This is a genomic window from Tropicimonas aquimaris, from assembly GCF_042676185.1.
GTDB lineage: Bacteria > Pseudomonadota > Alphaproteobacteria > Rhodobacterales > Rhodobacteraceae > Tropicimonas > Tropicimonas aquimaris.
Window position 1 is genome coordinate 84,443 of the sequence record NZ_JBHTJT010000038.1, and the last position, 19,274, is coordinate 103,716.

General features: G+C 66.0%; 17 protein-coding genes. 2 read left to right on the forward strand and 15 right to left on the reverse strand.

What is annotated here, in order from left to right; translation table 11 throughout:
- Positions 1-50: 50 nt before the first annotated feature.
- The 3 genes from rpsI to ACFQ2S_RS16855 form a co-directional block, all read right to left on the reverse strand.
- Positions 51-539, reverse strand: coding sequence for a 30S ribosomal protein S9 (rpsI, locus tag ACFQ2S_RS16845; protein WP_386076218.1), 489 nt, complete (start codon positions 537-539; stop codon positions 51-53).
- 5 nt (positions 540-544) lie between these two features.
- On the reverse strand, positions 545-1,003 hold the full coding sequence (gene rplM, locus ACFQ2S_RS16850; protein WP_386076220.1) for a 50S ribosomal protein L13: 459 nt from the start codon (positions 1,001-1,003) through the stop codon (positions 545-547).
- Between the two features lie 188 nt (positions 1,004-1,191).
- Positions 1,192-1,614, reverse strand: a complete 423-nt coding sequence (locus tag ACFQ2S_RS16855; RefSeq protein WP_386076221.1) for a PaaI family thioesterase — start codon at positions 1,612-1,614, stop codon at positions 1,192-1,194.
- 58 nt (positions 1,615-1,672) lie between these two features.
- Between ACFQ2S_RS16855 and ACFQ2S_RS16860 the strand changes: the two genes are divergently transcribed.
- Both ACFQ2S_RS16860 and ACFQ2S_RS16865 read left to right on the forward strand, forming a co-directional pair.
- On the forward strand, positions 1,673-2,464 hold the full coding sequence (locus tag ACFQ2S_RS16860) for an enoyl-CoA hydratase (protein WP_386076222.1): 792 nt from the start codon (positions 1,673-1,675) through the stop codon (positions 2,462-2,464).
- A 154-nt stretch (positions 2,465-2,618) separates the two neighbouring features.
- Positions 2,619-5,033 carry a GcvT family protein gene (locus ACFQ2S_RS16865; RefSeq protein ID WP_386076224.1) on the forward strand — a complete coding sequence of 805 codons (2,415 nt, stop codon included), beginning with the start codon at positions 2,619-2,621 and terminating at the stop codon, positions 5,031-5,033.
- 7 nt (positions 5,034-5,040) lie between these two features.
- Here ACFQ2S_RS16865 and ACFQ2S_RS16870 read toward each other — a convergent pair whose 3' ends face one another.
- From ACFQ2S_RS16870 to ACFQ2S_RS16925, 12 genes are all read right to left on the reverse strand, one after another.
- Entirely contained in the window at positions 5,041-5,370 is a 330-nt protein-coding gene (locus tag ACFQ2S_RS16870) for a hypothetical protein (RefSeq protein ID WP_386076226.1), read from the reverse strand.
- Positions 5,371-5,785: 415 nt separating this feature from the next.
- Positions 5,786-7,933 (reverse strand): Hint domain-containing protein, encoded by a 2,148-nt coding sequence (locus tag ACFQ2S_RS16875; RefSeq protein ID WP_386076227.1) that lies wholly within the window; start codon positions 7,931-7,933, stop codon positions 5,786-5,788.
- 855 nt (positions 7,934-8,788) lie between these two features.
- Positions 8,789-9,304: a TrmO family methyltransferase domain-containing protein gene (locus ACFQ2S_RS16880; RefSeq protein ID WP_386076228.1), complete on the reverse strand. Its 516-nt coding sequence runs from the start codon at positions 9,302-9,304 to the stop codon at positions 8,789-8,791.
- A gap of 84 nt (positions 9,305-9,388) precedes the next feature.
- On the reverse strand, positions 9,389-10,693 hold the full coding sequence (locus ACFQ2S_RS16885; protein WP_386076230.1) for a hypothetical protein: 1,305 nt from the start codon (positions 10,691-10,693) through the stop codon (positions 9,389-9,391).
- Positions 10,690-12,228, reverse strand: a complete 1,539-nt coding sequence (locus tag ACFQ2S_RS16890) for a VWA domain-containing protein (RefSeq protein WP_386076231.1) — start codon at positions 12,226-12,228, stop codon at positions 10,690-10,692. The genes ACFQ2S_RS16885 and ACFQ2S_RS16890 overlap by 4 nt, the downstream gene beginning before the upstream one ends.
- Complete coding sequence (locus ACFQ2S_RS16895; protein ID WP_386076232.1) at positions 12,225-13,208, reverse strand: vWA domain-containing protein; 984 nt, start codon at positions 13,206-13,208, stop codon at positions 12,225-12,227. Before ACFQ2S_RS16895 ends, ACFQ2S_RS16890 begins: the two co-directional genes overlap by 4 nt.
- Positions 13,205-13,687 (reverse strand): DUF4381 domain-containing protein, encoded by a 483-nt coding sequence (locus tag ACFQ2S_RS16900; RefSeq protein ID WP_386076234.1) that lies wholly within the window; start codon positions 13,685-13,687, stop codon positions 13,205-13,207. The genes ACFQ2S_RS16895 and ACFQ2S_RS16900 overlap by 4 nt, the downstream gene beginning before the upstream one ends.
- Positions 13,687-14,619 carry a DUF58 domain-containing protein gene (locus ACFQ2S_RS16905; protein WP_386076235.1) on the reverse strand — a complete coding sequence of 311 codons (933 nt, stop codon included), beginning with the start codon at positions 14,617-14,619 and terminating at the stop codon, positions 13,687-13,689. Before ACFQ2S_RS16905 ends, ACFQ2S_RS16900 begins: the two co-directional genes overlap by 1 nt.
- A 9-nt stretch (positions 14,620-14,628) precedes the next feature.
- Positions 14,629-15,624, reverse strand: coding sequence for an AAA family ATPase (locus ACFQ2S_RS16910; RefSeq protein ID WP_386076237.1), 996 nt, complete (start codon positions 15,622-15,624; stop codon positions 14,629-14,631).
- On the reverse strand, positions 15,621-16,538 hold the full coding sequence (locus ACFQ2S_RS16915) for a polyphosphate kinase 2 family protein (RefSeq protein ID WP_386076239.1): 918 nt from the start codon (positions 16,536-16,538) through the stop codon (positions 15,621-15,623). Before ACFQ2S_RS16915 ends, ACFQ2S_RS16910 begins: the two co-directional genes overlap by 4 nt.
- Positions 16,539-16,566: 28 nt before the next feature.
- On the reverse strand, positions 16,567-17,544 hold the full coding sequence (locus ACFQ2S_RS16920) for an HAD family hydrolase (RefSeq protein ID WP_386076240.1): 978 nt from the start codon (positions 17,542-17,544) through the stop codon (positions 16,567-16,569).
- Between the two features lie 75 nt (positions 17,545-17,619).
- Positions 17,620-19,173 (reverse strand): arylsulfatase, encoded by a 1,554-nt coding sequence (locus tag ACFQ2S_RS16925; RefSeq protein WP_386076242.1) that lies wholly within the window; start codon positions 19,171-19,173, stop codon positions 17,620-17,622.
- Positions 19,174-19,274 lie beyond the last annotated feature (101 nt).

A 19,274-nucleotide genomic window follows, 5' to 3' on the forward strand; every position in this document is an offset into this window, starting at 1 on the left:
AAAAGGGCCGCGAAATCGCGGCCCTTTTCGTTTCTCGTATCCGTTGCGGATCAGCGCTTGGAGAACTGGAAGCTCCGGCGGGCCTTGCGGCGGCCGAACTTCTTGCGTTCCACCACGCGGCTGTCGCGGGTCAGGAAACCCGCTGCCTTGAGCGGCGCGCGCAGGGCGGGATCGAACAGTTGCAGAGCCTTGGAGATGCCGTGCTTCACGGCACCGGCCTGACCAGACAGGCCGCCGCCCTTGACGGTTGCGACGACGTCGAATTCGCCTTCGACACCGGCGATCTGGAACGGCTGATTCAGGATCAGCTGCTGCACCGGACGGGCGAAGTAGACGGTTATATCGCGGCCGTTGACGGTGACCTTGCCGGAGCCCGGCTTGATCCAGACGCGGGCGACCGCGTCCTTCCGCTTGCCAGTGGCGTAGGAGCGACCCAGCTCGTCACGGACCGGCTCACGGTTGACCAGTTCTTCGACGATCGGAGCGCTGCCTTCGGCGACTTCGTTCAGCTCGGCGAGGGATTTGATTTCTTCGACCATTGTCCTCAGCTCCGGGTGTTCTTCTTGTTCATGGACTTGACGTCGAGCACTTCGGGCTTCTGGGCCTCATGGGGATGCTCGGTGCCGGCGTACACGCGCAGATTGGTCATCTGTTGGCGGCTCAGCTTGTTGCCCGGCAGCATGCGCTTGACCGCCTGGGTCACGACGCGCTCGGGGTACTTGCCCTCGAGGATCTGCCCGGTGGTGCGGGACTTGATGCCGCCCGGGTAGCCGGTGTGCCAGTAGTTCGGCTTCATGCGCTTGTTGCCCGTGATCTGCACCTTCTCGGCGTTGATCACGATGACATTGTCGCCCATGTCCATGTGCGGGGTGAAGGTCGCCTTGTGCTTGCCGCGCAGGCGATTGGCGACGATCGAGGCGAGACGGCCCAGCACCACGCCTTCGGCGTCGATGATGATCCATTTCTTGTCGATATCCGCCGGGGTCGCGGTAAAGGTTTTCATGGTTCTTGCTCTTATGATCCGTCGGGGGGGCGGCCAAGACGGACGCCCGAAGCGATTGATGGAGCGGTTCTAAGGATTTCCGCACTTGGGTCAAGAGACAATTACTCAAAATAACCCAATAATAACAGAGACTTAAAATTACGGTATCATTTTACCCCAAAAAACCTCCTTTTCCGGCCACTTCCAGGTCAGCGCGCCGGAGGGATCGCATAAGTCATGCCGGCGCGGGCCACCGGCTCGGGCTGTCCCTCGCTGAAGATCAGCACGTCGCCGACCGCGAGCTGCCGCCCGAGCTTGAGCAGGCGCGCCTCTGCAAGCAGATCGCAGCCGGCCGCGGGCTTGCGCATGAAGTCGATCGAACAGTTCGTGGTTACCGCCAGCGCCACCGGGCCGATGCGGGAGAGCACCGCGAGGTAGATCGCCACATCTGCAAGCGCGAACATTGACGGGCCTGAGACGGTGCCACCCGGGCGCAGGTGCGCCTCCCGGATCGCCATCCGCATAGTGAGTGCCGCCGCCGAGAGGCTCTCGACCCGGAAATCGTCAACCACCTGCGGGAACTCCCGCGCCAGGAACGACTCCAGCTCTTCCGCATTCATCGCCAGTGACATACGCCCTTCCCCTCCCCGTCGACCGCGTTACTCTGCGGGCAGGCTATGGGAGGATGGCATGACGGACGAGATCCTGTTGCGGGAGGACCGCGGTTACGTTGCGGAACTGACACTGAACTGCCCCTCGGCGCTGAATGCGCTCTCCAACGCAATGCTGGCCCGCCTGTCGGAAGAGCTCGCTTCGCTGGAACGGGACCGGCGCATCCGCGTGGTGATCCTGCGGGGGGCGGGCAAGGTGTTCTGCGCCGGGCACGACCTGAAGGAGATGCAGGCCGGCAGGCAGGCGGAGGATCGTGGCGCCGCCTATTTCGCGGATCTGTTCCGCTGTTGCGCCGATGTGATGCTGGCAATTCAGCGCCTGCCGCAGCCGGTGATCGCGGAGGCGCACGGCATTGCGACCGCGGCCGGCTGCCAGCTCGTCGCCTCCTGCGACATGGCGGTGGCGGCCAAAGGGACACGCTTCGGCGTGAACGGTGTCAATATCGGGCTGTTCTGCTCGACGCCGATGGTGGCGCTGAGCCGCGTCGTGCCGCGCAAGAAGGCCTTCGAGATGCTCAGCACCGGGCATTTCATCGACGCGGCCGAGGCAGAAGCCATCGGGCTGGTGAACCGCGTGGTGCCGGCGGAACACTTGCAGGCACAGACGCGGGAGTTGGCCGGCCAGGTGGCGGCCAAGCTGGAGGCGGCGGTGCGGATCGGCAAGCGGGCCTTTTACGAGCAGATCGAGATGAAGATCGAGGACGCCTATGCCCACGCCGCGGCGGTGATGACGGAGAACATGCTGTGGCGCGACACCGACGAGGGCATCGCGGCCTTCATAGAGAAGCGCAAGCCCGACTGGGCCGAATGACGGTGGGCGCACTCCCGCCGGTTGTCGACGCGGCCTGCGCCGCGCCTTCTCCCGTTGGGCCGGGCGCGCCTTTTCCGACATTCCCTGTCGTCTTTGACCAAGCCCGCCCGCGGGGCGCTGGCGAGGCTCGGACAACAACAGCCGGAGGCCGCGCATGAAAACCACCACGCAAGTCTGTGTCATTGGCGGCGGCGTCGTCGGCTGCTCCGTCCTTTACCACCTGACCAAGCTCGGCTGGAGCGACGTCATGCTGGTGGAGCGATCCGAGCTGACCAGCGGCTCCACCTGGCATGCGGCGGGCGGGTTTCATACGCTCAACGGCGACACCAACATGGCGGCGCTGCAGGGGTACACGATCGGGCTCTACAAGGAGCTGGAAGCGATCACCGGCATGTCCTGCGGGCTGCACCATGTGGGCGGGATCACCCTTGCGGACACGCCGGAGCGGTTCGACATGCTGAAGGCGGAGCGGGCCAAGCACCGGTACATGGGGCTCGAAACCGAGATCCTCTCGCCCTCCGAGATCAAGGCGATGGCCGAGCTGGTGAATGTCGATGGCATCCTCGGCGGGCTCTATGACCCGCTCGACGGGCATCTGGACCCCTCCGGCACGACCCATGCCTATGCGAAGGCCGCGCGGATGGCGGGGGCCGAGATCGTGACGCATTGCATGGTGCGCGAGACCAATCCCCGCCCGGACGGGACATGGGAGGTCGTGACCGACAAGGGCACGATACACGCCGAGCACGTGGTGAACGCCGGTGGGCTCTGGGCGCGGGAGGTCTGTGCGATGGCGGGCGTCTACCTGCCGCTGCTGCCGATGGCGCACCAGTACATCGTGACAGACGACATCCCCGAGATCTACAACCGGGACGGAGAATTCCCGCATATCATCGACCCCGGCGGCGAGAGCTACATGCGGCAGGAGGGGCGCGGGCTTTGCATCGGGTTCTACGAGAAGCCCTGCGAAGCCTGGTCGGTCGACGGCACCCCCTGGGAGTTTGGCCACGAATTGCTGAACGACCAGTTCGATAAGATCGAGGAGTCGATCGCCTTTGCCTATGCTCGCGTTCCGGTGCTGGAGATGGCGGGGGTGAAATCGGTGATCCACGGGCCCTTCACCTTTGCGCCGGATGGCAACCCGCTGGTCGGGCCGGTGCCGGGGCTCAGGAACTACTGGTCGGCCTGCGCGGTGATGGCCGGGTTCAGCCAGGGCGGCGGCGTCGGGCTGACGCTGGCGCAATGGATGATCCACGGGGAGCCGGCGCAGAACAGCTTTGCGCTGGACGTGGCACGCTTCGGCAAGTGGACGACACCGGGCTACACCGTGCCGAAGGTGATCGAGAACTACCAGAACCGGTTTTCCGTCTCCTTCCCGAACCAGGAACTGCCGGCCGCCCGCCCCTGCCGCACCACCCCGATGTACGACATCTGGAAGGGCATGAACGCGGTCTTCGGCCAGCAATACGGGCTGGAGGTGGTGAACTACTTTGCGCCCGAGGGAGAGACACCCTACGAGGAGCCGAGATTCCGCCGTTCCAATGCCTGGGAGCCCGTACGGGCCGAGGTGCGCGCGGTGCGCGACACCGTCGGGATCAACGAGATCCACAACTTCGGCAAGTTCTCCGTCACCGGCCCGGGGGCGCGGGACTGGCTCGACCGGATCATGGCCGGGCGCATCCCGGCGCCGGGCCGGCTGGCGCTGTCGCCGATGCTGGCGCCGTCCGGACGGCTGATCGGCGATTTCACCATCTCCGGCCTCGGCGCGGAGGAGTTCCAGCTCACCGCCTCCTACGGCAGCCAGGATTTCCACCAGCGCTGGTTCGAGCAGCATGCGGCGGACGGCGTGACGGTCAACAACGTCTCCGACCTGCGCACCGGGTTCCAGATCGCCGGCCCGAAGGCGCGGGAGCTGCTGGCGCGGGTCACGCGGGCGGATGTGGGCGCCGAGGCCTTCCGATTCCTGGACGTGAAGCGGATGACGGTGGACATGGCCGACGCCATCGTGCAGCGCGTGAGCTATACCGGGGATCTCGGCTACGAGATCTTTGTCGACCCGATGAGCCAGCGCCACCTGTGGCATGTCCTGTCGGAGGCTGGCGCGGACCTCGGGCTGCGGCCGTTCGGGATGCGGGCGATGATGTCCCTGCGGCTCGACAAGGGTTTTGGCGGGTGGCTGCGGGAATACTCGCCGGATTACATGCCCGCCGAGACCGGGCTCGACCGTTTCATCGCCTGGAAGAAGACAGCGCCGTTCATCGGCCGGGACGCCGCGGAACAGGCCCGGCGCGAAGGGCCGGCTCGGCGGCTCTGCACCTTCATCGTCGATGCCGAGGATGCGGATGTGGCGGCCTACGAGCCGATCTGGCTCGACGGCGCGGTCGTCGGGTTCTGCACCTCGGGCGGCTACTCGCATTACGCGGATAAATCCGTTGCCATCGGCTTCCTGCCGACCGAGCGGATCCGCGACGGGTTGGCGGTCGAGATCGAGATACTCGGCGAGCGGCGGCCGGCGCGGCTTTACACCGAACCGCTCTTCGATCCCGACGGCGCGCGCATGCGCGGCTGAGCGCGTATCAGTGCAGTCGGGTGGGCGCGCTGGGTCCGGAGGATGCTGGCCTGCGGAGTTCGAGCCTGCCAGTCTCGGGGGATACGCGGCCAAGGCGCGGCAGATCCATTGCGGTCCGCGCCGGCTCCGCACCGGTGAACACCTGCACCTGCTGTCCCACCGCGACCCAAAGCACCCTTTGCATGCCGGTATCGAGGCGGTCCCCCGGCCTCAGGCGCACGGCGGAACGCAGCCCCGCAGCCGTCCGGACGGCCTCGCCCTTTGCGAACTTCAGAACCCGCTGAAACGGACTCCGCTCCTGTGCGGGCTTCGCGCCCACCGATGTCGTCTTGCTCATGCCTGCCTCTCCGCCCGCATTCACTGGCGAGCGATTGTTATGCAGACACAGTAGCTTGACCGATTCGAACTGGGCTACATCGCACAGACCGGAAGGCAGGAGTTTCGCGAAATGTGAGTCTTTTCGACCACCCTTCCAAAGCTCCTCAAGCCGCACCCGGCCCCGACAAGCGTTATTGGCAGTCAAATAAAGCAGAGACGGGAGAGCAAACGCTCCCCCGTCCCATTTCCACCCCCAACCAAGCCCCCAATGGCTCGAGAGCGAACTCGTTACCAGTAGTCATGCACTCGTTACGCGACCAGCACTCGCTTGTTCACCAACTCAGATCACTCTGAAATCACTCGCATCCCAATCTGTCGCTCAAATTTACACACCTCTTTCACTCGTCAGGATCCAACCCAGGCACTCTTTAATTCTACCTCCCGAGAAGCACGGCCTCGTGCTCCTTCAGGGTTCTGCGGGCCGCGGAATACTTTCGCTGCCCCTTGTACGTCTGGAGCTCCGGAAACACCGTGAAGAGCTCGTTTCGTTGCGCATTGCCCAAACCGCGCAGCGAGTGATCGCCGGGCTGGAAACTTTCGGTCCAGGCGCCGTTCGCCAGCACGACCTCGTGCTGGTCGAACATGAAATGGATGTAGGTCGTCTGCAGCATCTGCAGCCGGTGGATACTGCGGTTGTTGATCAGGTGCTTGGCCGCGACCAGCACCTCGTGCTCCTCGAAATAGAGCGCCGTCAGGTCGTTGGCGACGAGCATCCGGTGGTTCGGCGAGACGATCATGTCGCGCTCCGGCAGACCGTCGGCAAAGGCGCCCTTGCGTATCAGTATCGGCTGCAGGTGCCGCTCCTCGGAAAGATGTTCGTAGTCGATCAGCTTCTGCCCGTACCAGCGGATCTCCTGGATGCCGTTGTCGCGCGTGATCACCTTGTCGCCTACCGTCAGCTCTTCCACCGGCCGCTCACCGTTCGGCGTCGCGATCAGGGTGCCGGGGGTGAAACACGGGATGATCTTCTCGATGTTCTCGAAATGCGCCGTGCCGATCACATGGCCGCCCGGCTTGTCGAGGAACTCCACCGTACCGTCAAAGCCGTTGCCGTCGCTGTCGGTGACCAGGTCGGTTACACGGATCGGCCCGCTGCCGCGCAGGTCGAGCGTGTCGCAATCGATGCCGCCGTCGCCGCCGAAAATCTTGTCGCCGATGCTGATCTTGCTGAACGTATCGCGGTCGTCGCCGCCATACATGATGTCCGGATCGCCACCGCCGGGCAGATCGCCGTCGCCGATGATCGTATCGTCGCCGTCCCCGCCGTAGGAGGTGTCGCGCCCTTCGCCGCCGACCAGCGTATCGTTGCCCTTCTGGCCGTAAAGGGTGTCGTTCCCCTCGTCGCCATAGAGCGTGTCGTCGCCAGTGGCGGAATCGTCGACCGTCGGGCCGCCGGACGTGTAGTCGTAATGCTTGTTGTCGAAGGTCGCGCCTGACGTGCCGAGGTCGACCTTGACGATGACGTCATTGAAATCCTTGTCGCCGAGGCAGAGCAGATCCTCGAAGCCGATCTTGACCGAGCCGTCAGGGTACTCGCCCAGGCCCTTTGTATGCACCTTCCCGTCGGGGTTGAGATCCACGTTTTCGCCATAGGCGGAGGACACGAATGTGCCCTGCGGGCTTATGATCCCGATCCCCATGACCCCGCAGGGATCGACATTGTAGGTGAAGGTCTTGCCGATATCGGCCTTGGCGTTCTCGCTCAGGATGACGACGTTGCTGACGTCGCCGGTCTCCGGGTCGATGGTGTAGGCGAAGACCTTGTTCTCGAAACCGGCGGAACTTTCCGTGATGGTGATCTTTGCCGGGCCGTACTCCAGGCTGCGGTCGCCGTAGATCGTGTCGTCGCCCTTGCCGCCGTGGACGGTATCGTCGCCGCCGCCGGCATAGACGATGTCGTCGTCCGGCCCCTGCCCCGGCAGGATCGCGTCGCCCGCGTCGATCATGTCGCCCTGCGGATCGCCGGTGTAGTCTTCGTCAATCAGATCGTCGCCGTCGGTACCCTCGACGATGCCATTGGGCGCATCGCAGTCGTCGCCGTCCAGGTCGATCGCATATTTCACGTCGTCAATCGCTGCCGAGCCGCAGACCGTGACCTCCATGCGATAAACGCCCTCGGCATCAATCTCCACGGTGGCCTGCTCATTGTTGCAGATCTCCGGGATCCACACCGTCTTGATAAGGTCACCTTCGGCGTCGAAACACTTGATATATCCACCTTCCTCGGTGTCGAGGACGCGCAGGCTGTCGACGCTGGCAGCGCTTTCGAACTCGAAAACGAGAGTGCCGCCCTGGGCGTTGTCGTCAGGATCGCTCCGGTCGCCGTCTTCCGACAGGATCAGCACTTTCGACATGTTCGAGGTCTTGAGATCCCAGTCGCCGCCAGTCGGACTGGCGGTGTCGAAAATCATCGCCGGGTTTTTGTCGTTCAGCGAGGAGATGCGCACCCCCTGCTCGGAATACTGGTCGGAAACCAGGTCGCCGGCCGAGAGCGCGTTGAAGTCGAGAAGAACATTGGTCATGGCCGCCCCCTCACCCGGTCACGCCGCAAAATGCCGGTGCCGATGCGGAACCAGGCAACGACGCGCTCCGAAGTCCGGAGGCGACGCCCCGGAGAGTCCCGGGCGCCTTGAAGTTGGTCTTTCCAGCCATTGCCATAAGGCGTTCCACTCGCATTCGCACGTTCAACATTTCTGACCACGGCGCTCACCCGGCACGCACGGGCCGCGACACACTTCCAGGTCGCCCGGAACATGAGAAAAGTCTGGCAAACACACTTGCCTGCGACGAAAAACCGGAAAACGCACCCGTATCTTCGCCTTTCGCACCGCGACGCCCGTTCCATCGGACGGAGCGTCACCCTTTCCCATGTTCCATAACGGCAGCGCTACGGAAGCCTGCGCGGCCACCCCCATGGCCTACACAACAGCACCCTCAAATCGGGCAAGATCAGTTTACCGCTTCGCAACCGCAGCAAGGAAGGGAAAATTGTCCGAAAAGTGGCAACGAAGTGTTCCGCTGTAACGGCAGCATGGTGAAGGGGACCAGTCAGGGACCAACAGTCCGGCCCGGATTGTTTCCTTTTCACTGGTGCGCGTATGGGCCCCCGGATCCGAGTTCCTGCATTTGCCCCTTCGAAATCAAGGAACTCGTCATGCCCCTCAAAGACCGACCCGGCGATCCGCCACCGCCGGTCGTTTCCCTTGGAGAGACAAAATCACTGCCACCTCCTCCGCCCTCGCGCCGTGAAGTTTAATAAAGCGGGCGAAAATGCGGCGAAGTCGAGACGCCGCGAACGCGCATCAATCGGGCTCGTTTTATCGAAATTGTTTGAAAAATGAATGGAGTCGCGATGATGGGGCGATTCGTCCCATCGATCAGGGATTGCGGCCCGAGGGCAGCTCCGCAGGCGAGTCGATGCTCGCGTGCCAGGGCTTGAGATCGACCACCGGTGTCCGGTCGAAACAATCGAGCGCGTCGATCTCGATTACCCCGGCCCTGGCATCGATCGAGACAATGAGCACCACCGACATCGCCACGGGGTTCGGTCGGTTGGGGGAGCGCAGCGCGAAGGTGCCGCGCGGCGCCTCGGTGTGCCTCGGCGCCTGGAGGATCAGGTCGCGCCGCGCGCGGTCCATCCAGTAGAGCACCACCAGCGGCTGCCCGGGCGCCAGTCCCTCAAGCCCTTCGCCCATTCCCTCGATCAACTCGATCCGCGCGCCCTGCCCGCTCTGGCGCGCCGAGCCGATGTTGCGCGGGCAATCCTGCGGTCCCCAGGGCGTGCGGATCTCGCCAATGAAGCATATCCGGGCGTCGTCGGCCGAAGCCGGATTCCGGTCGAGGACCCGCTCACCGGGTCGGATCTCGGAGGTGTAATCGTCACGGTCGGACATCGGCCTCTCCGATTTGCGTCGCTGCCGGCACCCTGCGCCACGACGCGGCAGGGCGCCACGCGCGGAACGCCGCATCGCGGGCGCTCAGCTCGGGTTGAGCGGCGGCAGGGCGTCGATCAAGACCCGGTGGCCGTGCACGGTCAGACGGTGTTTGCGCTCCTGTTCGAAGGCCGCGCCAAGTGCACGCCAGCCCCCGTCCCCGGCGACCGCTGCGCCGCGCCCATAAAGTGCCGAGGATACCGCGACCGCCGCGGCGTCCAGCGCATCGGGCGGGTTTCCGGGCACGGCTGGGCAGCGCCGGGTCCAGGCTTCGCGGGCCGCAAGGAACGCCGGCAAGTCGCGCGCTGCAATCGCGTGACGAACCTCGCCGGCGGCATGTGCCTCGCTCTGCAGCCGGGCCTGATTGCGGTTCTCGAATGCCCGCCGAACCGGCGGTAGCGCAAAGCGGACCAGCAGCCAGCCCAGCCCCGCCAGAAGCGCGAGCGCCACCCCGGCCAGCGCCACCTGTCGGCCGGTGAAGCGCGGTTCGCGGGGCGGCGGCGGGGCGTCGATGGTCAGGGTCACACCTTCGAGTTGCGCGGTCTCGACCTCGCCGCTGTCGATGTTGAACCACTCCACCGAGATCGCCGGCAGGTCTACCGTGCCACCGTAGCGGGCCACGTAGGTGACCGTTTCCTCGCGGCTGCCGGAGAGCACCCCGCGCTCCTCGGTCTCGGCGACCTTCGGCTCGGCGGTATGGGCCTGCACCGGCCCGTCCGGGACCTCGGGGATCAGCCCGGGGATGACGAGCGGCGTCGTGCCGTCGATGCGCGCGGTGACCGTACGCACCACGGCGTCGCCTTGTCCGAGCGTGCCGTCGGCGCCCTCGATCGACTGTTCCAGCGTGAAGTCCGAGGCCAGGATCGCCGGATCGAGCCCGGCGGCGGCCTCCGGCAGGTTTGCGGAGATCGTGAAGGCCGGCAGCGGCACCTCGGCCGTTACTGGCTCTGTCGAACCGGGATCAGCGTAGGTCACCACGATCCTTTGCTCCGGCAGCGACAACTCGCCCGGCACCATAGGGTAGAGCCGGTAGCTGCGGGCCACCCCCGACCATGTCTCGCCGTCCACGCGCTCGCTGACCGGACCCGAGGCCCGTTCGGGCAGGCGAACGATGACATTGGGCAGGTCGAGGTTCGGGAACTCGGGCGGGCTGGGCAGCCATGTCGGCACCAGCACCTTGATCCGGAGCACTAGCGGCTGGCCGACCACCACGCTCTCCGGCGTCAGCTCCGCCGTAACACGCGGCTCCGACGCGGAAGGTTCAGCCGGCGGCGACGCGGTCTGCGCAATGGCATTACAGGCCAGCGACAGAAGCAGCGCGACAGGCAGCAGGTGGCGCAGCATTTTCATTCCCTGTCCCTCGTCGATTGCTCTTGGAGAAACCGCTGCCGCAGGAAATCGCCCATCTGGGTGTCGACCGAGCGCATCCATTGGTCCGCCGTCTCCATGGTCGGCGTCTCCTCGGTCTCGGAGAAGTCGGTGTCGGTCTCGGCGCCGCGTTCGTCCTCGTTGTCGAACACCACGTCGTCGGCGCCGATACCACGGTCCTCGCCGGTGTCGCCCTGCTCGCGGGCGGTTTCGACATAGTCGAGGATGTCTCGGGTCAGCGCCAGGTTCCACTCCGCCTCCGGGAAATCCGGCTGCATCTCCAGCGCCCGCTCGTAGGCGGCAATGGCCGGGCGATACTCGCGGTTGCGGGTCCGCGCCATGCCCTCGCCAAAGGCCGCTTCGGCGGTGTCGAGGCGGGAATAGATCTCTGCCGCCTCGGCATATTTCCCCGCGCGCGCCAGCGCATGGGCCCGCCACATCGGGTCGAGGAACAACTCGCCCGCGCGGGCGAACTCCTTTTGACGATAGGCGATGGCGCCTTGCTGGTCCGGGGTCAGGAACCAATCCGCCATCCCGGCGCGCGCCGGGGCCGGCACGCCCGTGGCGAGGCCGAGGGCGAGCAGCACCGACCAGCGCATGGTCCAGCCCCTGCGGAACCACAGCAGCATCACCGGAACGGCAAACCAGGCGACGATCCAGCCGCGGTCGTCCCAGTCCAGCCGCTCGTCGCCCAGTAGCGCAGCGCGATAGGCCGAAGCCGCCGCGCGTTCGATCTGGCGCAGGTCGGCGTCGTCGGCGGTGATCCGGATCACCCGGTCGGAGGGCAGCTCCGCCAGCGGGCCGGTCGGGGCGCCTTCGGGCGCGACCTGCAGGAACAGGACCGGCGGGCCGCCATCCGTGCCTGCCGTGGCAAAGGCCGCCACATCGGCCGCGTTCAGCGCGTCGAGCACGAAGAGAATTGCGCCTGGCGTCTCCGAGGCCGCCAGTTCCTCCGTCGCGAGCTCCAGCGCCGCGCCGGGCGCGTCGCCTTCCACCGGCATCACCTCTGGCGTCAACGCCTCGAGCATCGCCTTCATCAGGTTCGGATCCTCGGTCAGCGGCGCCACGCGATGGGCGCTTCCGGCATAGGCGATGAGCGCGGTGCGTGCGCCGGCCCGGCGTTCGACCAGTTCGGCGATCTTGAAGCGCGCCCGCTCCAGGCGGCTGGGCGGCACATCGGGCGCCAGCATCGATTCATCGACCTTGAGCACGACCACCAGCGGCGCGGTCTGCGCCAGCAGCGGGTTCGCCACCCGGCTCCAGGTCGGCCCGGCGGCGGCGAGTGTCACCAGCGCCAGCACCAGCGCAACGAGGTCGATCGCATGAAGCCGCCGGCCCTCGTCCGCGCCAACGGTCAGCGCCTCCGCCAGGTGCGGGGCGATCCCCTTGGGCGGGGCGACGCTGGCGGTGTAGCGGCGGCGCACGCGCCACCAGATCAGCCCGACCACAGGCAACAGGAGCAGGATCCACGGACGCAGAAGATGCAGCGCGCCAAGCGCGTCGAGAAACGCCGTCATGCCGCCCTCCGTGCCGTGACGAGGCTCAGCCAGGCGAGGCTCAGCGTGGCGACCAGCGCGGCGGCGGCAAAGGCGATCCAGGCCAGCGGCTGCTTGGGCTGGAAGCTGATCGTCTCGGTCACTCGCGGGTTGAGCGCGTCGATCTCGGCATAGATCTCCTCCAGCCCCGCGCCATCGGTCGCGTAGTAGAAGGCGCCGCCCGCGCGTTTGGCGATGGCCTCCAGCGCGTCGAGATCCACCTTGTCTTCGCCGGCGCCCTTCGGATCGCCGACGCCGATGGTGTAGATCGTCACCCCCTCCTGTTCGGCGATGGCCGCGGCGTTGATAGGGGACATCCGGCTCGCGGTGTCGGCACCGTCCGACAGCAGCACCAGCAGGCGCTGATCCACCTCGGAGGCCTCGAAGGTGCGGATCGAGAGGCCGATGGCGTCTCCGATCGCGGTGTGCGGCCCCGCCATGCCGACTTGCGTGGTGTCCAGCAGGTGCCGGACCGAGGCCAGATCCTCGGTGAAGGGCGTCTGCACGAAGGCCCGGCTGCCGAAGACGATGAGCGCGATCCGGTCGCCGTCCCGCGCCTCGATGAAATCGCCGACCACGTCCTTGACCACCTGCAGGCGCTGCTGCGGCGCGCCGTCTTCGCCGGGCATGTCGCGCGCGTCCATCGAGCCGGAGATGTCGACCGCCAGCACCATGTCGCGGGCCGCCTTCTCGATCTCGGTCTTCTGGCCAAGCAGTTCCGGCCGCGCCAGCCCCAGCACGACAAGGCCCCAGCAGAGGATCGCCGCGAGGGTCTGCAGACGCCTGCGACGCAGCACCTGCGCGCCAGCCTGCGGCTCCAGCCCGCTGGCCTCGGCGATCTGCCGGAAGAACGGGATGCGTATGCCGGGCGTGCGCTCCCGATGCGGCGGGGCGAAGCGCCAGACGAACCAGGGGGCGGACAACAGCACGAGCGCCCAGGGAAAGGCCAGCGCCAGCGTCATGCCGCGGCCTCCCCGCGACGGTGGCGGCGCACCCATGTCTCGACCAGCCGGGTCACCGCCGGATCGGGCGGCAGCGGGCGCCAGGGCGCCTGCACGAGCGCCTTGCCGGCCTCGCCGGTGAAATCGCATCCCGGGCAACTCGCCGCGAGAAAGGCCAGCCAGTCCGCGCCGGTCTCCGAGGCCACCTGCGCCCGCGGATAGGCCGAGAGTGCGGCGCGGCGCAGGATCTCCGCCAGACGCGCGGGATCGTCGCCCGCCTGCCCGATCTCGGCCAGCGCGGCCCGGCGATAGGCATTGGCGCGCCGATGCTCCCGCCAGCGCCACCCGCCCAAGAGAGCTAGCGCCAGCAGCACGAGCCCGAGCCAGATCCAGCCGCCGGTCGCCGGCCACATGGAGATCGGCGCCGGCTCGGGCACCGGCTTCAGCATGTCGAGCATCTCGACCAGGTTCTTGCCGTCGGTGTCGGGAAGATCCGCCATCAGCGCGCCTCCGGCAGGCCCATCAGGCCCCTCATCTGCGGCAACGTTTCCTCGCCGGCGGTCAGTGGCAGGACCGGGATGCCGTATTTCCGGGTCCAGTCCAGCACCCGGGCCATCCGCGCGCTGACCACGCTTTCGATCCCCGATCGGGTCTCGCCGGCCCCGGCGTCGAGTTCCACTTGAAGCTGGCCGTCGGAAGCAACGAACCGGAACTCCTCTGGGAGGTTCAGCCCAGAGGGATCGGCGATCGGAAAGAGGATCACGTCGTTATGCTGCGCCAGCCGCCGGATCAGCTTTTCCGTGCGGTCGTCGGCCTCGTCGAAATCGCTGAAGATCAGGATGAGCGAGCCGGTCTTGGCGATCCGCGCGGCGGCTTCCAGCGGCGCATTGAGCGGTTGCTGCGTTGTCACCTCGCGCTCGGCATGGAGCGCGCAATTTGCCCGCGCGATGGCCCCGAGCAGCCGGTTCAACGCCGCGTCGCCGGATTTCGGGCGCAGCTCCGCCCGTGCGTCATCGCCAAATACGATGCCGCCCACCCGGTCGCCCTGCGCGCGGATGCGGTGGGCAGCGAGCGCCGCTGCCTCGGCGGCGGTCACCGATTTCATGTTGCGCGTGGTGCCGAAGAACATGGTCATCCGCTGATCGACCAGCAGCAGCGCCGGGCGGTCCCGCTCCTCGGTGAAAACGCGGACATAGGGCTCGCCGGTCCGCGCGGTCACCTTCCAGTCGATGGTGCGGGGATCGTCGCCGATGCGGTAGTCGCGCAGTTCCTCGAAATCGAGCCCCCGCCCCCTGAGTCGCGACGCATGCCGTCCGTTCATCGCCGAACGTGCCGGCTGGCGCGGCAGGAAGCTGAGCTGTCGCGCAGGCCCGGCGAGCCGACGCAGATGCGCCAGATCGGTATGGATGCGCGGATCAGGTGCGGGCGCCATCGGCCGGCCTCAGGGCAGCGCGGTGAGCTTGACGATCTCGTCGATCACCTGGTCGGTGCCGATCCCGTCTCCCTGCGCCTCGTAGCTGAGCGAGACACGGTGGCGGAACACGTCGTGCACGATGGCGCGCACATCGGCCGGATCGACATAGTCGCGCCCCTCGAGCCAGGCATGGGCCCGGGCGCATTTGTCGAGCGCGAGAGAGGCGCGTGGGCTGGCGCCAATCTCGATCCAGCGGGCAAGATCGTCCGACAGCGCGGCCGGGGTCCGCGTGGTCTGAACGAGGTCGGCCATGTAGCGGTCCATCGCGTCAGCCACATGGATCTGCCCGATCTCCACCCGCGCGTCGAACACCGCTTGCTGCGGGATCACTGGCGGCTTCTCGCCCCCGCCGCCGCTGCTGGCCTGCTGCTCCTCGCCGCGCACCAGCCGGATCACCTCCACCTCGTCCTCGACGGGCGGGTAGACGATCTCGACCTTCATCAGGAACCGGTCCATCTGCGCCTCGGGCAGCGGATAGGTGCCCTCCTGCTCGATCGGGTTCTGGGTCGCCATAACGATGAAGAGTGGCGGCATCTTGTGCGTAGTGCCGGAGACGGTCACCTGCCGCTCCTCCATCGCCTCCAGCAGCGCCGCCTGCACCTTGGCCGGCGCCCGGTTGATCTCGTCGGCCAGCACGATGTTGGCAAAGATCGGCCCGGGCTCGAAGCGGAACTCGGCCGCGCCCTGCGCCTGGTGGTAGACCTCGGTGCCGGTGACATCCGAGGGCAGCAGGTCGGGCGTGAACTGGATGCGCGAGAAATCCGCCTCCAGGTTCTTGGCCATCGCCTTGACCGCGCGCGTCTTGGCGAGCCCCGGAAGCCCCTCGATCAGAAGGTTGCCGTTGGCCAGCAGGCCGATCACCAGCCGCTCGATCACCTCGCGCTGGCCGATGATCGTCTCGCCCATTCGCGCTTGAAGGGCGGCAATCTGTTCGCGTGCGCTGCCTTGGGCCGTCTCGTTCATGTCTTCTTCTCCTTGCGGCCTGCCGGGGCGGCATCCCGGGCCAGCGCGTCGCGCGCCTCGTGCATGCGCCGCAGGAAGTCCTCGTCGACCTGCGGGAACTGCGGGTCGATCCGCTCCATGGCGTCCTGAAGCAACGCCGAGACGACCAGCCGGGCATACCACTTGTTGTTGGCCGGCACGACGAACCAGGGCGCATAGTCCCGCGCCGTGTTGCGGATCATGTCCTCGTAGGCGGCCATGTAGGCGTCCCAGTGCTTGCGTTCCTCGACATCGCCGAGCGAGAACTTCCAGTTCTTCTCCGGCTCGTCGATCCGGTCGAGGAAGCGGCGTGCCTGCTCGTCCTTCGAGATGTGGAAGAAAACCTTCACCACCGCGGTGCCGCTGTTGGAGAGGTGCCGCTCGAAGGCGCGGATGTCCTTGAAGCGGCGCTTCCAGAAGTCCTCGTCGATGGTGTCCTGAGGAATGGCGCGCCCCTCAAGGATCTCGGGATGCACCCGCACCACGAGCACTTCCTCGTAGTGCGAGCGGTTGTGGATGCCGATCCGCCCGCGTTCGGGCAAGGCCACCGCATGGCGCCACAGGAAGTCGTGTTTCAACGCAACCGGCCCCGGCTGCTTGAACGAGGTCACGTCGCAACCCTGCGGGTTGATGCCCGACATGACATGTTCGATGGCGCTGTCCTTGCCGCCGGCGTCCATCGCCTGAAACACCATCAGAACCGCGGACTTGCCCTCGGCATAGAGCCGCTCCTGCAGCTTGCCGAGCGACTTGCGACACTCCTCCAGCAAGTCCTTGGCTTCGGCCTTCTCGACGTCGACGCCGTTGGTATCGCCGGGGTCGACAGTCTCCAGCCGAAACGACTTGCCGTCGTCGACCCGGTGACGCCGGGCCAGATCGCTTGCCTTCAGCGACATCCGCGTTCCTCCCGTTCGAGGCTCGTCCTCATTCTGGCCAGATCGTCTTCCAGTCGTTCGCCATGTCGACGATCAGCCAGCCGCGGTCCGGCCCCTCGTCGAGGCCGCGATTGAGTTGGCCGACATGGCTGTCGCGGTCATAGGCGAACTCGCGCTCTCCGTCGGTGTGGTGCACCAGCATCCCAAACCGCGCGCCTTCGCCCGCCATCGTGTATTCCAGCATCTGGAAATCGCCGTCCGAGTTCCCGGCCGCGAAGATCGGGCGCTGGCCGATGTGACGGATGATGCCGACCGGCTTGCCTTCCTTGTCGTCGATGAAGCTGATGCCGCCGTCCTTCTGAAGGACGGGCACGCCGTCGACCACCTGGTAGCTGGTGTTGCCCTGGCTGCCGACCACCTGCGAGGGCGGGATGCCATAGGCCTCCTGCGAGATCGCGCGGATGAAGTCGATGCCGCCGCCGGAGACGATATAGGTCGTGAAATCCTCGTCCCGCAGGTAGCTCAGAAGTTCCAGCATCGGCTGGTAGATCATGCTGGCATAGGTCTTGCCGGTCGTCGGATGGGTCGCGGTGGTGAGCCACTCGTAGGCACTGGCCTCGAAGGCGTCGACCGTGATGTCGCCGTGCGACACGTTGATGATCTCGAGCAGCCCCTCTTCGCCGCCGGCCATCATCCCCTCCATGTCGCCCGCCGCCGCGGCCTTGAGCACGTCGGAGCTGAGGATGGACGGATCGGCCTCGGCCTTCTGCTTCAGGATGTCGAGCGCGTAGAGAAGCTGGAAATACACCGGCTGTTCGGTCCAAAGGCAGCCATCGTTGTCAAAGGTCGCGATACGGTCGGCCGGGGTGATGTAATCCTCCGACGCAGGGTCCGTGACCGACTCCACGAAGGCAATGATCCGCTCCTTCGCTTCGGTCCCTTTCCAGGACGGCAGTGGATCGGCAATGGCCAGGCCCGACGAGACGACCAGCACAAGCGCGGCAAAGCTGAAGTGTTTCAAATCCATGGTCTCCAAATGAGTTGGATATCCCGAGTGAATGGGGGTGGACCGCCCTTGCCGGCGGTCCGCCTCCGGATCAGGTCAGTTCGAGCTGGTTCCGCCGGTCTGGAGACCCTGGAGAACCTGGTCGATCGAGAAGCTCGCGGGCTTCTGGCGCGGCGGATAGTCCTTGAAGGTCGACAGGAAGTTGGCGACGAAGGCCTGGGCCGGCACCAGCAGGTAGGCCCGCTCAAGCCGCCACTGCGAATAGCCGATCGACTCGTGCTGCGCGCGCTCGAAGGGATCGCTGTAGAGGTTCATCACCTTCGGCAGACGCAGGAAGGTCAGCGGCTCTTCCCATACGTCGAAGCCTTCGGCGCGCTGCTCGGCAAAGACGACCTTCCACTGGTCGTAGCGCAGGTTCACGAGGTCCCCGCCGTCCGAGAAGTAGAGGAACTCGCGCCGCGGTCCCTTTTCTTCCTCACCGCGGAAATACGGCATGAAATCATAGCCGTCGAGGTGCACGGGCTCGTTGGCCTCGCCGAAGGGCGCCTCCGTCAGCATCCGTTCCTTCATGTCGGTGTCGCCGAGGGCGGACATGAATGTCGGGAACCAGTCGAGGTGGCTGATGATCTGGTTCGACTTGCGGCCCGGCTCGATGACGCCCGGCCACTTGATCATCATCGGCACCCGGTAGCCGCCTTCCCAGTTGTCGTTCTTCTCGCCCTTGAACGGCGTGGTGCCGCCATCCGGCCAGGAGAACACCTCGGCGCCGTTGTCGGTGGAATACATCACCACCGTGTTGTCGGCGATGCCCAGCTGGTCGAGCTTGTCGAGCATCTGCCCGACCATCCCGTCATGCTCCACCATGCCGTCTGGATAGACACCGAGCCCGGTGACGCCCTGGCTCTCGGGTTTCAGGTGGGTGAAGATGTGCATCCGGGTGGTGTTGTACCACAGGAAGAACGGCTTGCCCTGGTCATGCGCGCGCTGCATGAAATCGAGCGCGCCGGCGGTCACTTCCTCGTCGATGGTCTCCATCCGCTTGCGGGTCAGCGGGCCGGTGTCCTCGACCGTTCCGTCGGCCGACGACTTGATCACGCCGCGCGGGCCGAAGTTCTCCCGGAATTCCGGCGACTTGGGATAGTCGACGTTCTCGGGCTCTTCCTCGGCGTTCAGGTGATAGAGGTTGCCGAAGAACTCGTCGAAGCCGTGGTTGGTCGGCAGGTGCTCGTCCAGGTCGCCCAGGTGGTTCTTGCCGTACTGGCCGGTCATGTAGCCCTTGGACTTCATGTATTCGGCGATCGTCGGGTCCTTCTCGGACATGCCTTCCTTGGCGCCTGGCAGGCCGACCTTCAAGAGACCCGTGCGGAAGCCGCTCTGGCCGGTGACGAAGGATGCCCGTCCGGCGGTGCAGGACTGCTCGCCGTAGCCATGGGTGAACAGCATGCCCTCGTTGGCGATCCGGTCAATGTTGGGGGTCTCGTAGCCCATCATGCCCTGGTTGTAGGCACTGATGTTCCAGTAGCCGACGTCATCCCCCCAGATGACGAGAAAGTTCGGCGGCTGGGTGTCCTGCGCCAGAGCAACGCCGGCGCCGAGCGCAAACGACGCGGTGGCGGCCATCAGCCCCGCGTTTAGGAAACGGTATTTCATGTGGTTCTCCCTTGTTGTGGCCTTCTGTCCGAGAGGCTCTTCGGTCCTGTCCTCCGACCGAAGCCCCGAACATTCCTATGGCCAGCAGGAGCGGTGTTGGC

Coding starts and splice junctions, on each gene's coding strand:
- rpsI (WP_386076218.1), bottom strand. CDS start 539: ATGGTCGAAGAAATCAAATCCCTCGCCGAGCTGAACGAAGTCGCCGAA.
- rplM (WP_386076220.1), bottom strand. CDS start 1,003: ATGAAAACCTTTACCGCGACCCCGGCGGATATCGACAAGAAATGGATC.
- ACFQ2S_RS16855 (WP_386076221.1), bottom strand. CDS start 1,614: ATGTCACTGGCGATGAATGCGGAAGAGCTGGAGTCGTTCCTGGCGCGG.
- ACFQ2S_RS16860 (WP_386076222.1), top strand. CDS start 1,673: ATGACGGACGAGATCCTGTTGCGGGAGGACCGCGGTTACGTTGCGGAA.
- ACFQ2S_RS16865 (WP_386076224.1), top strand. CDS start 2,619: ATGAAAACCACCACGCAAGTCTGTGTCATTGGCGGCGGCGTCGTCGGC.
- ACFQ2S_RS16870 (WP_386076226.1), bottom strand. CDS start 5,370: ATGAGCAAGACGACATCGGTGGGCGCGAAGCCCGCACAGGAGCGGAGT.
- ACFQ2S_RS16875 (WP_386076227.1), bottom strand. CDS start 7,933: ATGACCAATGTTCTTCTCGACTTCAACGCGCTCTCGGCCGGCGACCTG.
- ACFQ2S_RS16880 (WP_386076228.1), bottom strand. CDS start 9,304: ATGTCCGACCGTGACGATTACACCTCCGAGATCCGACCCGGTGAGCGG.
- ACFQ2S_RS16885 (WP_386076230.1), bottom strand. CDS start 10,693: ATGAAAATGCTGCGCCACCTGCTGCCTGTCGCGCTGCTTCTGTCGCTG.
- ACFQ2S_RS16890 (WP_386076231.1), bottom strand. CDS start 12,228: ATGACGGCGTTTCTCGACGCGCTTGGCGCGCTGCATCTTCTGCGTCCG.
- ACFQ2S_RS16895 (WP_386076232.1), bottom strand. CDS start 13,208: ATGACGCTGGCGCTGGCCTTTCCCTGGGCGCTCGTGCTGTTGTCCGCC.
- ACFQ2S_RS16900 (WP_386076234.1), bottom strand. CDS start 13,687: ATGGCGGATCTTCCCGACACCGACGGCAAGAACCTGGTCGAGATGCTC.
- ACFQ2S_RS16905 (WP_386076235.1), bottom strand. CDS start 14,619: ATGGCGCCCGCACCTGATCCGCGCATCCATACCGATCTGGCGCATCTG.
- ACFQ2S_RS16910 (WP_386076237.1), bottom strand. CDS start 15,624: ATGAACGAGACGGCCCAAGGCAGCGCACGCGAACAGATTGCCGCCCTT.
- ACFQ2S_RS16915 (WP_386076239.1), bottom strand. CDS start 16,538: ATGTCGCTGAAGGCAAGCGATCTGGCCCGGCGTCACCGGGTCGACGAC.
- ACFQ2S_RS16920 (WP_386076240.1), bottom strand. CDS start 17,544: ATGGATTTGAAACACTTCAGCTTTGCCGCGCTTGTGCTGGTCGTCTCG.
- ACFQ2S_RS16925 (WP_386076242.1), bottom strand. CDS start 19,173: ATGAAATACCGTTTCCTAAACGCGGGGCTGATGGCCGCCACCGCGTCG.